Annotated in this window: 11 protein-coding genes and 1 pseudogene; 7 read left to right on the top strand and 5 right to left on the bottom strand. The window is 60.4% G+C overall.

All coding sequences use genetic code 11. The annotated features are described in order from the left end of the window. The first annotated feature begins 248 nt into the window (after positions 1-248). The 3 genes from glpD to FHR87_RS09120 all read left to right on the top strand — a co-directional run bounded on the left by glpD (position 249) and on the right by FHR87_RS09120 (position 4,439). A complete protein-coding gene (gene glpD / locus FHR87_RS09130) occupies positions 249-1,781 on the top strand; it encodes a glycerol-3-phosphate dehydrogenase (protein ID WP_183166416.1) in 1,533 nt (510 codons plus the stop codon). Positions 1,782-2,134: 353 nt separating this feature from the next. After that, positions 2,135-3,973 carry a dihydroxy-acid dehydratase gene (gene ilvD, locus FHR87_RS09125; protein WP_183166415.1) on the top strand — a complete coding sequence of 613 codons (1,839 nt, stop codon included), beginning with the start codon at positions 2,135-2,137 and terminating at the stop codon, positions 3,971-3,973. 91 nt (positions 3,974-4,064) lie between these two features. Then, a complete protein-coding gene (locus tag FHR87_RS09120) occupies positions 4,065-4,439 on the top strand; it encodes a Rieske (2Fe-2S) protein (RefSeq protein WP_183166414.1) in 375 nt (124 codons plus the stop codon). Between the two features lie 75 nt (positions 4,440-4,514). Here the strand turns inward: FHR87_RS09120 and FHR87_RS09115 are convergent, their stop codons facing one another. Further along, positions 4,515-6,158 carry an acyl-CoA dehydrogenase family protein gene (locus FHR87_RS09115; protein WP_183166413.1) on the bottom strand — a complete coding sequence of 548 codons (1,644 nt, stop codon included), beginning with the start codon at positions 6,156-6,158 and terminating at the stop codon, positions 4,515-4,517. A gap of 177 nt (positions 6,159-6,335) precedes the next feature. On the opposite strand from FHR87_RS09115, the gene FHR87_RS09110 reads away from it, so the two are divergent. Continuing rightward, a complete protein-coding gene (locus FHR87_RS09110; RefSeq protein WP_183166412.1) occupies positions 6,336-6,803 on the top strand; it encodes a metallophosphoesterase family protein in 468 nt (155 codons plus the stop codon). Positions 6,804-6,805: 2 nt separating this feature from the next. Here the strand turns inward: FHR87_RS09110 and FHR87_RS09105 are convergent, their stop codons facing one another. From FHR87_RS09105 to FHR87_RS09090, 4 genes and pseudogenes are all read right to left on the bottom strand, one after another. Beyond that, positions 6,806-7,324, bottom strand: a complete 519-nt coding sequence (locus FHR87_RS09105; RefSeq protein ID WP_183166411.1) for a dihydrofolate reductase — start codon at positions 7,322-7,324, stop codon at positions 6,806-6,808. A 64-nt stretch (positions 7,325-7,388) separates the two neighbouring features. Continuing rightward, a pseudogene (locus FHR87_RS09100) lies at positions 7,389-9,753 on the bottom strand (TonB-dependent siderophore receptor). A gap of 152 nt (positions 9,754-9,905) precedes the next feature. Beyond that, positions 9,906-10,880 carry a FecR family protein gene (locus tag FHR87_RS09095; protein ID WP_183166410.1) on the bottom strand — a complete coding sequence of 325 codons (975 nt, stop codon included), beginning with the start codon at positions 10,878-10,880 and terminating at the stop codon, positions 9,906-9,908. Between the two features lie 61 nt (positions 10,881-10,941). Continuing rightward, positions 10,942-11,448, bottom strand: coding sequence for an RNA polymerase sigma factor (locus FHR87_RS09090; RefSeq protein WP_246335927.1), 507 nt, complete (start codon positions 11,446-11,448; stop codon positions 10,942-10,944). A 216-nt stretch (positions 11,449-11,664) separates the two neighbouring features. On the opposite strand from FHR87_RS09090, the gene FHR87_RS09085 reads away from it, so the two are divergent. The 3 genes from FHR87_RS09085 (at position 11,665) to FHR87_RS09075 (ending at position 15,704) form a co-directional block, all read left to right on the top strand. Continuing rightward, positions 11,665-12,837 (top strand): glycerophosphodiester phosphodiesterase, encoded by a 1,173-nt coding sequence (locus FHR87_RS09085; protein WP_420826736.1) that lies wholly within the window; start codon positions 11,665-11,667, stop codon positions 12,835-12,837. Positions 12,838-12,943: 106 nt separating this feature from the next. Then, positions 12,944-14,335 (top strand): DUF2868 domain-containing protein, encoded by a 1,392-nt coding sequence (locus FHR87_RS09080; protein ID WP_183166407.1) that lies wholly within the window; start codon positions 12,944-12,946, stop codon positions 14,333-14,335. Further along, positions 14,328-15,704 (top strand): GTPase/DUF3482 domain-containing protein, encoded by a 1,377-nt coding sequence (locus FHR87_RS09075; RefSeq protein WP_183166406.1) that lies wholly within the window; start codon positions 14,328-14,330, stop codon positions 15,702-15,704. The genes FHR87_RS09080 and FHR87_RS09075 overlap by 8 nt, the downstream gene beginning before the upstream one ends. Positions 15,705-15,750 lie beyond the last annotated feature (46 nt).

Raw genomic sequence — 15,750 nt, 5'->3', positions numbered from 1 at the left:
TCTTTTTCGAAAAACCCTATGCAATACGCTAAGGAATGCCCTGGCCTGCAGGCCGGAGCATGACCGCACCCTGTCATATTCGCTCTCTACGCTAAGGCTCGAATTGCAACGGCTAGCGATCTACCGTTTGTCATACGAAAAAGGCAAAGGTTCGAAAACCCTGGAAACAGCATGGAATTGTTTGTTTTACCGTTCTATCATTTTCAAATACGAAAATAAATATTCGTTTAAACACAGGTACCCATACCATGAGCCGCCTTCAACAGCCTCCAGCAGAACTCTATGATCTCGCCGTCATCGGTGGCGGTATCAACGGTGCAGGTATCGCCGCCGATGCGGCAGGTCGCGGTCTGTCGGTCTTTCTTTGCGAACAGCACGATCTGGCCCGGTATACCTCCTCGGCCAGCAGCAAGCTGATCCATGGTGGCCTGCGCTATCTCGAACACTACGAATTCCGCCTGGTACGCGAGGCGCTCGCCGAACGCGAGGTATTGCTGGCCAAAGCGCCGCATATCGTCAAGCCGATGCGCTTCGTCCTGCCGCATCGTCCGCACTTGCGGCCAGCCTGGATGATCCGGGCCGGGCTGTTCCTCTACGATCATCTGGGCAAGCGAAAAAAACTGCCCGCTTCACGTGGTCTGCGCTTCGGCGCGGACAGCCCGCTCAAGGCGGATATCACCAAGGGCTTCGAATACTCCGACTGCTGGGTCGACGACGCGCGCCTGGTTGTACTCAACGCGATGGCCGCGCGTGAACAGGGCGCTCATATCCAGACCCATACCCGCTGCATTGGTGCCAGGCGCGACCAGGGTGTCTGGGAAGTAAAACTGGAACAGGCCGGCCAGTCGTTCACGATTCGCGCCAAGGCGCTGGTGAATGCGGCCGGCCCCTGGGTCGACCGCTTCATCAAGGACGACCTGCAGCAGAAGGCGCCGTACGGGATTCGCCTGATCCAGGGCAGCCACCTGATCGTGCCGCGCCTGTACGACGGCGAGCATGCCTATATCCTGCAAAACGAGGATCGGCGCATCGTCTTCGTCATTCCTTACCTGGAGCGCTTCAGCATCGTCGGCACCACCGACCGCGAATACCAGGGCGATCCGGCCAAGGTCCGCATTACCGAGGCAGAAACCGCTTATCTGCTGGCCATCGTCAACCAGCACTTCAAACACCACTTGAGCCCGGACGACATCCTCCATACCTATGCCGGCGTACGTCCGCTGTGCAACGACGAGTCGGACAATCCTTCGGCCGTGACCCGCGACTACACCCTGGCACTGTCGGCCGAGACCGGCGAAGCGCCGCTGCTTTCCGTGTTCGGCGGCAAGCTGACCACCTATCGCAAGCTGGCCGAAGCGGCGTTGGCGCAACTCGCGCCCTTCTTTCCCCGAATGGGGCCGGCCTGGACCGCGACAGCGCCCTTGCCGGGCGGCGAACAGATGACCGACCGCAACGCGCTGACCAGCCAACTGAGCCAACGCTATCCCTGGCTCTCCCCGGAACTGGCGGCACGCTGGGCTGGCAGCTACGGCAGCCGGACCTGGAAACTGCTCAAGGGCGTCAACTGCCTCGCCGATCTCGGGGAACATTTCGGCGCGACGCTCTATGCCCGGGAAGTGGATTACCTGCGCGAGCAGGAATGGGCTGAAAATGCCGACGACATTCTCTGGCGGCGCAGCAAACTCGGGCTGTTCCTTTCAGCGGTAGAGCAGGACAAGCTGCGCGCCTATCTGGCCGGAGCGGTCGAACCGGCGGCAGAACCGCTACAAGAATTGGGCTAGAGCTCCGGGGCGCGACATGCAGAGCGCCCCGAACCTGCAGCAGTCCACGTCCCGGTTTCAGCATGCTGGAGCCAGGCAGCGCACTGGCACCCCGCCGGAGCCCCGCGTAAACTGCCTGCATCCATTTGCCGCCCGGCTCGGCGGTGTCATGAGCTCCGTGCCGCACGGGCGGTGATCCCGCTCCGAACGCGGCCTGTCGGCCCGACCCTGCGACAAATTGCATCGCGTCGGCGCTATGCTCAACATAATGCCCAATAAGAGTCCGTCCAAGAACCCGCCAGCCAAGGTCGCCCGACCGCCGCCTGGCAGCTCCCGGGCAGGCTCCCAAACCTGATTAGCTGCAGGAAATATCCATGCCCGACTATCGTTCGAAAACCTCCACCCATGGCCGCAACATGGCTGGTGCCCGCTCCCTGTGGCGCGCCACCGGCATGAAGGACGAAGACTTCAAAAAACCGATCATCGCCATCGCCAATTCCTTCACCCAGTTCGTCCCCGGCCACGTACACCTGAAGGATCTGGGCCAGTTGGTCGCCCGCGAGATCGAGCGCGTCGGCGGCGTGGCCAAGGAATTCAACACCATCGCCGTGGACGACGGCATCGCCATGGGCCATGACGGCATGCTCTATTCGCTGCCCAGCCGGGAAATCATCGCCGATTCCGTGGAGTACATGGTCAACGCCCACTGTGCCGATGCCATCGTCTGCATTTCCAACTGCGACAAGATCACCCCCGGCATGCTGATGGCGTCCCTGCGTCTGAACATCCCCGTGGTGTTCGTCTCCGGCGGGCCGATGGAGGCAGGCAAGACCAAACTGTCTGCCCACGGCCTGGATCTGGTCGATGCGATGGTCATTGCTGCCGACAGCAGCGCCTCCGACGAAAAGGTCGAGGAATACGAGCGTAGCGCCTGTCCGACCTGCGGCTCCTGCTCCGGCATGTTTACCGCCAACTCGATGAACTGCCTGACCGAAGCCTTGGGCCTGGCGTTGCCGGGCAACGGTACCCTGGTGGCGACCCATGCCGACCGCCAGGAGCTGTTCCTGGAAGCCGGCCGCACCATCGTCGAGTTGTGCCGCCGCTATTACCAGGAGGGCGACGAATCCGTGCTGCCGCGTGCCATCGCTTCGCGTCAAGCCTTCGAAAACGCCATGACCCTGGACATCGCCATGGGCGGCTCCACCAATACTATCCTGCACCTGCTCGCCGCTGCCCAGGAAGCCGAGGTGGACTTCGACCTGCGCGCCATCGACGCGCTGTCGCGCCAGGTGCCGCAATTGTGCAAAGTGTCGCCGAATACGCCCAAGTACCATATCGAGGACGTGCATCGCGCCGGCGGGATCGTTGCCATCCTCGGTGAACTGGCACGTGCCGGCCTGCTGCACACCGATGTGCCTACCGTGCACAGCAACACCCTTGGCGCAGCACTGGAGAAGTGGGATGTCGTGGTCAACCAGGACGCGGCCGTGCAGACCTTCTTCAAGGCCGGTCCGGCCGGTATTCCCTCGCAGGAAGCGTTCAGCCAGAACGAACGCTGGGCCAGCCTCGACCTGGACCGCGCCGAAGGCTGCATCCGTAACCTCGAACATGCCTTCTCGAAAGAAGGTGGCCTGGCGGTGCTCTACGGCAATATCGCCCTGGACGGCTGCGTGGTGAAAACGGCGGGCGTGGATGAATCCATCCTGGTCTTCGAGGGCAGCGCCAAGGTCTTCGAAAGCCAGGACGCGGCGGTCAAGGGCATTCTCGGCGACGAAGTGAAGGCCGGCGACGTGGTGATCATCCGCTACGAAGGCCCGAAAGGCGGCCCGGGCATGCAGGAAATGCTCTACCCGACCTCGTACCTGAAATCCAAGGGCCTGGGCAAACAGTGCGCCTTGCTCACCGATGGACGCTTCTCCGGCGGCACCTCCGGCCTGTCCATCGGCCACGCCTCGCCGGAAGCGGCAGCCGGTGGCGCCATTGGTCTGGTCCGCGACGGCGACAAAATTCTGATCGATATTCCCCAGCGCAGCATCAATCTGCTGGTCAGCGACGAAGAGTTGTCCCGGCGCCGCACCGAACAGGACCAGCAAGGCTGGAAGCCAGCCCAGCCACGTGCGCGCAAGGTGACCAGCGCGCTCAAGGCCTATGCCCTGCTGGCCACCAGTGCCGACAAGGGCGCGGTGCGCAACAAGGCCTTGCTGGGCGACTGAATCGCACTCCAGCCCGCCTCGCCAAGCAGAGCCCGCTCCGCCCGGGCTCTGGCTTTTCGGCCCCACAGGCGCACCCAAAGGATTGACCGGCATGGCCATGAACGATGAAAAACGGATATGGGTTGCCACACCGGACGCTATTGCCGAAGTCCACCACCTGCGCATCGAGGTCATCCATGGCGGTAAGCCTGCCTCGGTCATCGTCATTCGTTACCAGGGCCAATACCTGGCCTACTTGAATCGTTGCGTGCATATGCCACGGGAACTGGACTGCGAACACGACATGATCTTCGATGCCGGGACGGAAAAACTGCGCTGCTCCATGCACGGCATCCAGTACGACCCGCTGACCGGCCAGTCACTGAGTGCCATGTGCCCTGGCGAAGCCCTCCAATCCATTCGTCTAAGTGAGGATGAAGTTGGTCTCTGGATTCGGGACAAGCGGGTCAAGCCGTTGGCTACGTAGCCGCTGGCCATAGTGTGGCTCACTCACACCCCGAGAGCCGGTTTTTACCAAACCGGCTCTCGGTTCTATTGAATATTAAAGGGGCATGCTGCGTGCCAGCAGCTTCGCCACGTCCACGCCGCACGGCAAGGTGCCATAGACTCGGCCGCCCTCGCCGAGGCGGCTATGGATAAAGGCATCCGCCACCGTCGTCTCGCCAGCTTCCAGCAGCAGTCCGGCTTGCAGGGTCACGGCCAGTTCCTCGACCAGCCGGCGGGCACGGTAGTGGATCTCGGTCTGGTCGGCCAGCGCCTTGCGCAGCCATTCGATGCGCGCCCGAAGTCGTACATCGCCATGGCCCTCGCCCAACTCGACGAATAGCGCCGCGAAGGTTTCCGGCTCCTTGCCGAGGACGCGCAGCACGTCCAGGCACTGCACATTGCCCGAGCCTTCCCAGATGGAGTTGACCGGTGCCTCGCGGTACAACCGCGGCAGGATGCTCTCTTCGACATAGCCGGCGCCGCCCAGGCACTCGGCGGCTTCGCCGATCATTTCCGGAGTACGCTTGCAGATCCAGTACTTGCCGACCGCCGTGAGCAACCGGGCGAGGCGTCGCTCGCCCTCGTCCTCGCCATGGTCCAGCGCCCGCGCCAGGCGCAGGGTCAGGGCCAGCGCGGCCTCGCTCTCCAGGGCCAGATCAGCCAGTACGTTCTGCATCAGCGCATGCTCGGCCAACACCTGGCCGCCGACCAGACGGTGTGCGCAATGGTGCAGGGCCTGAGTCAACGCCTGGCGCATCAACGCGCTGGAGCCGATCATGCAGTCGAAGCGGGTCAGAGCGACCATTTCCAGGATGGTCCGCACGCCACGTCCCTCCTCGCCAACCATCCAGGCCAGGGCGCCGCGGTACTCCACCTCGGCGGAGGCGTTCGACCAATTACCCAGCTTGTTCTTCAGACGCTGGATGTAGAGCTGGTTGCGGCTGCCGTCCGGACGGTGGCGCGACAGCAGGAAGCAGGACAACCCACCGCTGCTATAGGCCAGGGTAAGGAAAGCATCGCTCATCGGTGCCGAGCAGAACCACTTGTGACCAAGCAGTTCATAAGCCTGTCCCGACCCCGCCGCACCGACCGGCCAGGCGCGGCTGGTATTGGCACGCACGTCGCTGCCGCCCTGTTTCTCGGTCATCGCCATACCGAGGGTGAGCCCGACCTTCTTCTCCATCGGCAGGTTGCGCGGGTCGTACGTGCCGGCCAGCACTCCGGGTAGCCAGTGTTCGGCGATCTCCGATTGCCGCCGCAGCGTTGCCACGCTGGCAAACGTCATGGTCAGGGGGCAGGCTGTACCGGCCTCGACCTGATTGTGCAGGTACATCAACCCCGCGCGAGCGACCTGAGCGCCGGGGCGTGGCTCGCGCCAAGGCAGCGTCGGCAAGTCGTGGGCAATGGCCGTAGCCATCAGCTCGTGATAAGCGGGATGAAAGTCCACCTGATCGATACGGTGCCCGTAGCGGTCGTGGCTGCGGAACACCGGGCGATTTTCGTTGGCAGCAAAGCCCGCCGCCAGCAGTGGCCCACCGGCCAGTGCACCGTAGGCATCCAATCGTGGCTCCGCCCAGTCAGCGTCGTAGCGGCGCAGCCATTCCTGCAGCGGCCGGTCGATGCGGTACAGGTTGGCCCCCTCCAAAGGCGGCACCTGGTTGATCACCTCGTGGGTTTCAGCGTACTGGTGCAGGTCCATGGCGCTTCTCCTCAACGATGCATATCCTGTTGAGTTGAGTGAAGCAGGTGCGGGGCGATAGGCGTGAATACCTCTGATAGAAGGCGGCACTGTCGCCCTCGATCAAGACCGGCACAAGCCGGATCTTTCGTGGGTACCGATAAGGCTTCAATATGAGCACACACCTTGGAGCCAACTATGCCAACCTCGGTCATTTTCAAGATCGGCGTGATCTCCGATACCCACGGGCTACTGCGTCCCGAGGCCATTCAGGCGTTGCGCGGTTGCGACCGGCTGATTCATGCCGGAGACATCGGCAGGCCGGAAATTCTCGACGCGCTCGCAGCCATCGCCCCACTCTCGGTCATTCGTGGCAATAACGACGAGGGTGAATGGGCCAAGCGAATTCCGTTGAGCCTCGATCTACTGATCGGCGGACTGCGGATTCATGTGTTGCATGATCTCAACGCATTCAATCCGGCCAGCCCAGACGTCGACGTGGTGATTGCCGGTCATTCGCACAAACCCACTATCGAAAGAAAAGACGGCGTGCTCTATTTCAACCCTGGCAGCGCCGGCCCGCGCCGATTCAAATTGCCGATCAGCATGGGCTATCTCCATCTTCAGGGAAAACACGTTCGAGGCGAACTGGTAACGCTCGGCTAAATTCAGCCTGCCAGGCGCTCCCAGACTTCGCAGGCATAGGCCGGACGGCCTTCCTCGGCGACATGCTCCACACAGGAAACCCGCTGCCAGGCAGCCTGGTTCCAGTCGGGAAAGAACACATCGCCTTCCGGCGCCAGCGCCACGCGGGTCAGGTAGAGTCGCCCGGCCAATGGCAAGGCTTCGGCGAACAATTGCGCCCCGCCGATCAGCATGATTTCGCTGGCGCCCTGCTCGCGCGCCCATTGCCCGGCGCGGTCAAGGGCATCCGGCAGACTGCTGAAAGCCTCGGCTCCCTCACAATGCAGCCCGACCTGATGGCTGACCACGAGATTCAACCGCCCTGGCAACGGCCGGCCCAGCGAGTCCCACGTCTTGCGCCCCATGACGACCGGCTTGCCAAGAGTGACGGATTTGAAATAACGCAGCTCCGCCGGCAAATGCCAAGGGAGCCGGTTGTCGATGCCGATGACACCGTTTTCAGCAACGGCGACGATCAGTGCGAGAGGTAGGGTCGTATCCATGCTAATAAGGATAGCAGAGCAGCCACCCTCCCGGCGGCCCGAGATGGACAGGATGAAAGGTGGGTTAAAGATCCCAGCGCGTCGTCAGCATCATATTGCGCGGGTCGCCATAGGCTCGCTGAGAATAAAAGCCTATGTTAGTAAAATAATACTTGTCGAACAGGTTGTTGATATTAAGCGTTGTCGACAGATTCTTGGTAATTTGATACTTAGTCATCAGGTTGGCCAGCCAATAAGCATTCTGATGATACTGCTCTGATGCGTAGCCCTTACCCGGATTGCTGACATCTCGCCAAGTTGAACCATGATATTCAGCGCCCCCGCCAATAGTCACTCCATTAAGCTTGCCTGGGAGTCGATAAGTCGTGAAAAGTTTGAATAAATTCTCTGGTGATTCAGTTGATATTTTCTTGTTATTGTCATCTCGCCTGATAACATTATATGTGTAACCAGTTTGAATATTCCAACCAGGTGAAAGTTCTCCAGACAGTTCTATTTCTATACCCTTCGTTTTAGCTTTTAAGGCCTCATAAATTCCTTGATTTTAATCGGCCATTAAACCACTCCCCTTTAATCCCCGCCTCGTAGCTATCTCCTTTATCCGGTTCAAGGACCTTCCCGCTTCGGTCTTTATTGGGGGTAGGCATGAAAATCTCGGTGTAACTAGCGTATAAGGAATAATTGTCGTTAAGATCGTAGACAACCCCAGCGAAAGGCGTCATCTCTCCCGTCTCCCTGGCATTGTTATCGCGAGTCAAGTGATAATTGGTAACCCGGGTGCCCAGGATCAACGACAAATCGTCGGTAGGCTTGAAGCGGAAGGTGGCATAGGCCGCACGCTGCTGGGTGAGCTCGTCTTGACGAGCAGAAACCGAGCCCCAATCCGGTTTCTGGATCTCACCTTTCCATTGGTTGTAATTGGGAATAGCGGTGGTGCCGGATGTTGTATAATCCCACCAGCTCTTGCCTTTCCAATGATTTCGATAATAGCTGACGCCTAAGACTAACTCGTGTTCGCGGCCAAATAATTCGAATGGCCCACTGGCATAAATCTCCCCGGCATGGCTTTTTGTCTTGCCTCGGTATTGGCCTGCAGATAATCCGCTTGAGCCTCCATCTGCTACATCAGGTACTGACCAGGCCGAACCCAGTTCGGCATCATAACCATTGACCTGAAAGGTATAATAAGCTCGTGATATCCAACCGTTATCGTAGTGACGATCCCATTGGGTAAAAAATGACTGGCTGTATTGTTCCCAGGTACTCCATGAGGCGCCGGGGTTAAATGATCGGCTGACATGCACACGGTTACCTTCGGAATCGAATATCGGCACGCCACCCCAGCTCGAACCGGTTGGAATACTTTTATTGTAATCGAACCCCATGGTCAGCAAATCTTGCGGGGAAAGATCGAACTCCATGATTCCGTAATACGCTTTGTTGATACGTTTGTAATGATCCTGGAATGATTGCTTGTCTTGAAAAGAGCCGGCAATCCGGCCTCGGATAGTGCCGCTTTCATTCAACGCATTGCCGATATCCAACTCGGTACGGTAATTATCCCAGGTACCAGCTTCTGCCGTGACATGGCCAGATAAGTAGGCGGTCGGTTTTTTACGGACCAAGTTCAGGGTTGCGCCAGGCGTACCTGCGCCAGTGGTCAAGCCGCTGGCACCTTTGATTACTTCGACACGGTCATAAACGATCATGTCGCTTAAGGTATTACCCGACGAATAGGCAGAGTTACGCTGAATCGGGATCCCATCGTATTGGAAATTGGTAATGGCAAAGCCGCGCGCGTAGTAATCACTGCGCTCACTGTCCAATGTCGACCGAGAAATACCCGGCGTATGGTCCATCACCTTGTCAATATTGGTGAGGTTGAAGTCATCCATATGCTGCCGGGTGACGACGGTGACGGTTTGCGGGGTTTCCCGCGGCGTCAGCACCAGGCGAGTAGCGGTAGCGATTGTTCCGGGCGTATAGGACTTGGTGTTTTCGGTGATGGTGCCCAGCTGGTTATCCACCACAGTCATGGCGTCCAGGTTGATCGTGGAATTCAGCTCCACGGGCTTTTCCAGGGTGACCGTATTGTCATCGATAAAACGCGACACCAGACCGCTGCCGGCCAGCAGCCGGCTCAGTGCCGCGCTGCGTCCATAGCTACCCTGCAGCCCGGGAGAGGCCACGTCACGAGTCAGCTCGCCAGAGACCAGAACCTGGATGCGCGTCGTTCGGGAAAACGCGGCCAGGGCATCATCCAGCGGCTGTGCGGCAATATCGAAATCATAGACCCGGTTTTCCAACTGGCCGGAACCCGCACTTTGGGCCTGTACCGGAACAGGCAACCCGGCACTGCTCAGAGCGATGGCAAGGGCAAGTAGCGAGGGCAACCCTGGTTGCCGCCAGGTAATGCTTGAATCGTGCATGATGCAAAAATCCCTGATGATCGGAGTCATATGGGGCGCAGCACTATTTGCCATACATAAATGGAAATAGTTATTTTTCGCGCCTTCTGAACTCAAGGACGACCGTTCGGGAAAAAACCCTGAAAAATTTCCTGATTTTTTTGTGCAGCCGATCAGGAGGAGACTGTGCGCTCCCGGAGCAATTGCAGATAAGAGGTATAACGCTCGACGCGCAGGCCCAGCGTGTGCTCCAGCGCCTTGAAGACAGCTTCAGGCTTGTCGATCTCGAAGACCCCCGAAACCACATGCGTACGTAGCGCTTCATCGACAATGAAGATATGGCCCGGCCAGTAGCGATTGAGTTCGGCCACCACCTTGGCCAGTGGTTGCTGGCGGAATACCAGTTGCCGCTGCAACCAGGCGAAATCGGTATGCCGATCAAACGTCTCTATCGCCGCTAGATACTGGCCTTGATACCTCACCGACTCACCGGCCTTGAGAGAAACCGGCGGCGCACCATCACCAGACGAGACATCGACCTGCCCATCAGCTGCCTTGATCCGGGTTTCGCCATCCAGCCGCGCCATGCTGAACCGAGTGCTGCGCACCCTGGCCCAGCCGTCGGCGGAATGCACCACGAACGGGCGGTCATGATCGTTGGCAACGTCGAACCAGACCTCTCCCCGCATCAGCCAAACCTGCCGCTCGCCATCGGCCAGATCGACCTGTACGGCGCTGTCGGTATTGAGGTGCAGCCGCGAGCCATCGGCCAACTCTACCAGCCGCAATTCACCGATCGAGGTGACGTAATCGGCGCCTAGGCGGTCATACCAGGGGGTCTGGCTGAAGCCCAGGGCCACAGCCAGCACCAGAACGGCGGCACTGGCCCAGCGCGCCAGGGCGGTACGACGCTTGCGCACCGACCGACGCGGTTCGCCGGCATGCAGTTGGCGAGCGGGCTCATGCAGAGCGCCCAGCAGGTTCTGCACCTCACTCCAGGCCTGCTCGTGCGCTGCGCCCGAGGCAATCCAGGCGGAGCAGGCAGCCCGCTCCGCCGGCGTGACATCCTCGGCCTGCAGGCGGAAATGCCAGTACGTCGCTTCGGCGAACAACGCATCGTCGTTGTCATTGTTCCGGGGATGGTGCATAGCAATTCCATAAGGGCGAGAAGGGCAAGCAACGCCTGGCTTTCGTTCTATCCATGGCTGCCTAGGTGCAGCTGCTGGCCAGGCGTGCCTTGATATGGCTGCGACAATCGATCAACGCCCGCCGCAAGTGGTATTCGACACTGCGCGGAGTGATCCCGAGACAGGCAGCAATGTCCTTATAAGAGTGCTCCTCGATATGGTAAAGCAGAAAAATCTGCCGGGTCATCGCGGGCAGAGCGGCTATGGCATCGCGTAGCAGCGTTTCCTCTTGCAGGTAAGCGAGCTGATCTTCCGCCGTCCGCACAGGACATGGCAGGTCTTCGCCCGGTTCGCCGCTTTCCCGCTGTTCATGACGAATGGCCTGACGCTGGTAATCGCGGATCAGGTTGCTGGCGATGGTGAAGAGAAAAGCCGGCAGATTGTCGATCTTCTGATCGGAAGACATCCGGGCCAGCCGTAAAAACGCTTCCTGGGAGAGATCGGCAGCCACTTGCGAACTCCCCGTGCGTCGGGTGATGAATGCCTCCAGCGCTTTTTTCTGCTCGCCGAATAGACGTATAAGCTGCATATTCCAGGAGGACAAGAGGCACCCAGAGCCAGGAAATCGGATGCCCTCGAACATAACAAAGATGAGACTTATTCGCAATTAATAACTGCATCAAAACAAGCGCCAGAACATCAGCTGTCGTCATCGAATCATCATGTTCCACACACCAAGTCGCCACCGAACCGTCATCGAAACCCGGCAGGCTCATGCTATTCCACCTCAGCAGGAGTCATGTCGATGTCCACCTCCATTCATGTCTTGCGCCATGGCCTGTTGGCCTGCAGCCTGATCATGCCGTTCGCCGCCCAGGGCGAAACCAGCGCCAGCGACACATCCGTGCAATCGGCCATCGACTGGGCCGGGCAGAAAACGCCAGGCCGCCACAAAGGCAAAGTTCCCGACCAGGCCGCACCGCTGGTCGTCGGTCATCGCGGTGCCAGTGGTTATGTCCCCGAGCACACACTGGCATCCTATGCCCTGGCCATTCTGCAGGGCGCGGATTACGTCGAACCGGATCTGGTGATGACGCGTGACGGCAAGCTGGTCGCCCGCCACGACAACGAACTGGGCCTGACTACCGACGTGAAGCAACATCCGGAATTCGCCGATCGCAAACGCACCAAGGAAATCGACGGCAAGCCCCTGGAGGGCTGGTTCAGCGAGGATTTCACCCTGGAAGAAATCAAGCAGTTGCGCGCCATCGAACGGATTCCTAACATCCGGCCCGGCAATGTCCGCCTGGATGGCGCCTTCGAAGTGCCGACCTTCCAGGAAATCATCGATCTGGTGAAGGCCATGCAATTGAGCGAAGGCCGGCGCATCGGCATCTATATCGAAACCAAGCATCCCACTCACTTCCAGCAGCTTGGCCTGGCCATGGAGCGGCCGCTGGTGGATACGCTCAAGCGTAACGGCTATGTCACTGCCAAGGCGCCGATCTATATCCAGTCGTTCGAGGTGGAAAACCTCAAGACCTTGAACAACCTCACGCCGTTGCGCCTGGTGCAGCTGTTCGACGCCGGCCAGCCCTACGATCAGCAGGTAAAAGGTACCGATCTCACCTACGCCAAGATGGCCACCGCCGAAGGATTGCAGAATATCGCCCGCTATGCCGAGGGCGTCGGCCCGGAAAAAAGCTACGTCATTCCCCGCGATGCCAGCGGCAATCTGGGCAGCCCCACGGATTTCGTCCCCAACGCCCACGCGGCCGGCCTGACCGTGCATCCCTTTACCTTCCGTGCAGAAAACAACTTCCTGCCGACCAACCTGCGCAGCAGCGAAAAACTCGACGAGCGCGGTGACATCGATACAGAAATCCGGGCCTTCCTCGATGCCGGTATCGATGGTCTCTTCATCGATCAGCCGGACATCGCCGTGCGTCTGCGTGAGACAATAAGCGAGCAGCATTAGATCTTTCCATCAAATGTGCCACCGGGTGCGCTTGTCGCACCCGGAAACTCGAATCGACCTGCTGCAACGGTTATCCTCATGGCAGTAATCGACATCGAGAATTCTTGTGATCGCGACACCTCCCCCCTCACTGAACGCTTTCGACCGCCTCTGGCTGACCGAAGCGGTCCGTCTGCGCGAAGAACATGCCGGACCGCTGGAAGATGACGAAGCCAATCGCCAGGCTCGCGCCACAGGCGGCGACTTTTCCACCCTCATCGAACACCGCGCACTCTGGCTGGCCCGCCGCGACGGCTTGCTCGAAGCCCTGCGCCACTGGCACCAGGGTGCCAGGCTGGCCGGCATCCTGCTGATCGTGCTGGCGGTCTTCAGCGGTGCCGGCCTGGCCGCGACGGCCCTGGGCGATAGCCAGCGACCGGTCAACGTATTCTGGGCGCTGGGCAGCCTGCTCGGCCTGAATTTGCTGACGTTGCTCACCTGGTTCGGCAGTTCCCGCTTCAGCCGGGATAGCGGCGGCGCCCTCGGTCGCCTGTGGTTGTGGCTGAGCGAAAAATTCGCCCGCGACGCCCATGCCGTGCAACTGGTCCCGGCCCTGCTCGTCGTGCTGCAGGAAAACCGCCTGACCCGCTGGCTGCTGGGTTCTGCCGTCCACGGCCTGTGGTCCGTCGCCATGACCAGTACCCTGGTGACCATGCTGGCGATGCTGGCCACCCATCGCTATGGTTTCGTCTGGGAAACCACCATCCTCAACGACAATACGTTCATCGGCCTGACTCATATGCTCGGTCTGCTGCCCGGACTGCTCGGCTTCGATCTGCCGACAATCGAGCAGATTCGCGCCAGTGGCGCCGTCCATGCCGACCTGGAAAGCGCCCGCCAGGCGTGGGCCAGTTGGATGGTCGGTGTGCTGCTGGCCTACGGCCTGCTGCCGCGCCTGGTGCTCGCTGGTCTCTGCTACTGGCGCTGGCGACGTGGCCGCACAGCGCTGCGCCTGGATCTGCAACGCCCGGCCTTCCGGCTGCTGCGCAACCGCCTGCAACCGGCTGAACGCCTCGGCATCAGTGATCCGGCACCGGCCAGCCTGCCAACGCAGGAATACGCTGTGCGCTCCAGTGCCGGTACCGGCGCGCTACTGGTCGCCATCGAACTGGACAGTACCTATCCCTGGCCACCACAACTTCCCACGGGGGTAGGCGATGCCGGCATTCTCGATGATCGCCAGCAGCGCCGGGAACTGCTCGAGCAACTCACCCGCAATCCACCCGCCCGCCTGGCCATCGCCTGCGATCCGCGCCGCTCGGCAGATCGCGGCACTCTGGCACTGATCGGCGAACTATCGCGCTGTGCCGTCGAGACTCGCGTCTGGCTGCTACCAGCGCCACCTGGCGAACAACTGGACGGTGATCGCCTGAGCGACTGGCGCGAAGCGTTGAATCGCATGGGTATCGTGCATACCGACAGCAACCTGTCGACCTGGCTGGAGAGCGGACATGATTAAACTTGCCGTGGTCGGCCATACCAACGTAGGCAAGACCTCATTATTGCGCACCCTGACCCGCGACGCCGGTTTCGGCGAAGTCTCGCACCGGCCGAGCACGACCCGTCATATCGAAGGCGCACGGCTTTCGGTCGACGGCGAGGCGCTGCTCGAACTCTACGACACACCTGGTCTGGAAGATGCCATTTCCCTGCTGGACTATCTCGAGCGCCAGGAACAGCCAGGCGAACGCCTGGACGGCCCGGCACGGATCGAGCTCTTCCTGAAAAGCAGCGAGGCTCGACACCGCTTCGAGCAGGAAGCCAAGGTGTTACGCCAACTGCTCGCCTCCGATGCCGGTCTATACATCATCGACGCCCGTGAACCGGTGCTGGCCAAATATCGGGACGAGCTGGAAATCCTGGCCATGTGCGGCAAGCCACTGCTGCCGGTGCTCAATTTCGTCGCCAGTGCCAACGGCACACGCGAGAATGAATGGCGTGAAGCCATGTCGCGCCTTGGCCTGCATGCCATGGTGCGTTTTGACAGCGTGGCACCGCCGCAGGATGGAGAACGCCGCTTGTACGAAAGCCTGGCGCTATTGAAGGAAAAGGATCGCCCCATTCTGGAGCGGCTGATTTTCGACCAGGAAGCCCAGAACGCTGGCCGTCTGCAGGCTGGTGCCCGGCTAATTGCCGAGCTACTGATCGACGTGGCTGCCTGCCGACGCAGCGTAGTGGCCGAGCAGGAAGTCGAACGCACGGCTATCCGCGACCTGCACGATGCAGTGCGTAGCCGTGAACAGCGCTGCGTTGAAGCCTTGTTGCGCCTCTACGCCTTCCGCCCGGGCGACGCGACCACTGACGACCTGCCCTTGCTGAATGGTCGCTGGGGTAACGACCTGTTCAATCCGGAAACCCTGAAACAATTGGGCGTACGCGTTGGCAGCGGCATGGCGGCCGGCGCCGCCGCAGGTGCCGGAGTCGATCTGTTCGTCGGTGGCCTGACCCTGGGGGCCGCCACGCTGATCGGTGCCCTGGCCGGTGGCGGCGCGCAGACCGCACGCCACTACGGCAATCGCCTGCTCGGTAAATTCAAGGGCAAACGCGAGCTGACTGTCGATGAAGCCGTACTACGCCTGCTCGCCCTGCGTCAACGCCAGCTACTCGCCGCCCTCACTGCCCGCGGCCACGCGGCCCAGCAGACCATCAAGTTCGATGCCCCGACGGACAAGAGCTGGCAACAGGGCAAGCTGCCCGCTCCGTTGAACCATGCCCGCGCCCACCCTGAATGGTCCTCGCTCAACCCCAGGCCCAAGCTGGAACAGAGCGAGCGCCAGCAGGAACTGGAATCACTGGCAGCGTATTTGCTAAAGCCGGCAAAAGAATGAGTCCATCCATCCAGCTCAAATCATAAAAAAACGGGCTCCAGGAGCC

It is taken from the genome of Azomonas macrocytogenes, assembly GCF_014191985.1.
GTDB lineage: Bacteria > Pseudomonadota > Gammaproteobacteria > Pseudomonadales > Pseudomonadaceae > Azomonas > Azomonas macrocytogenes.
Note: the sequence above shows the minus strand (reverse complement) of the source record. Positions and strands in the feature narration are given on the sequence as shown.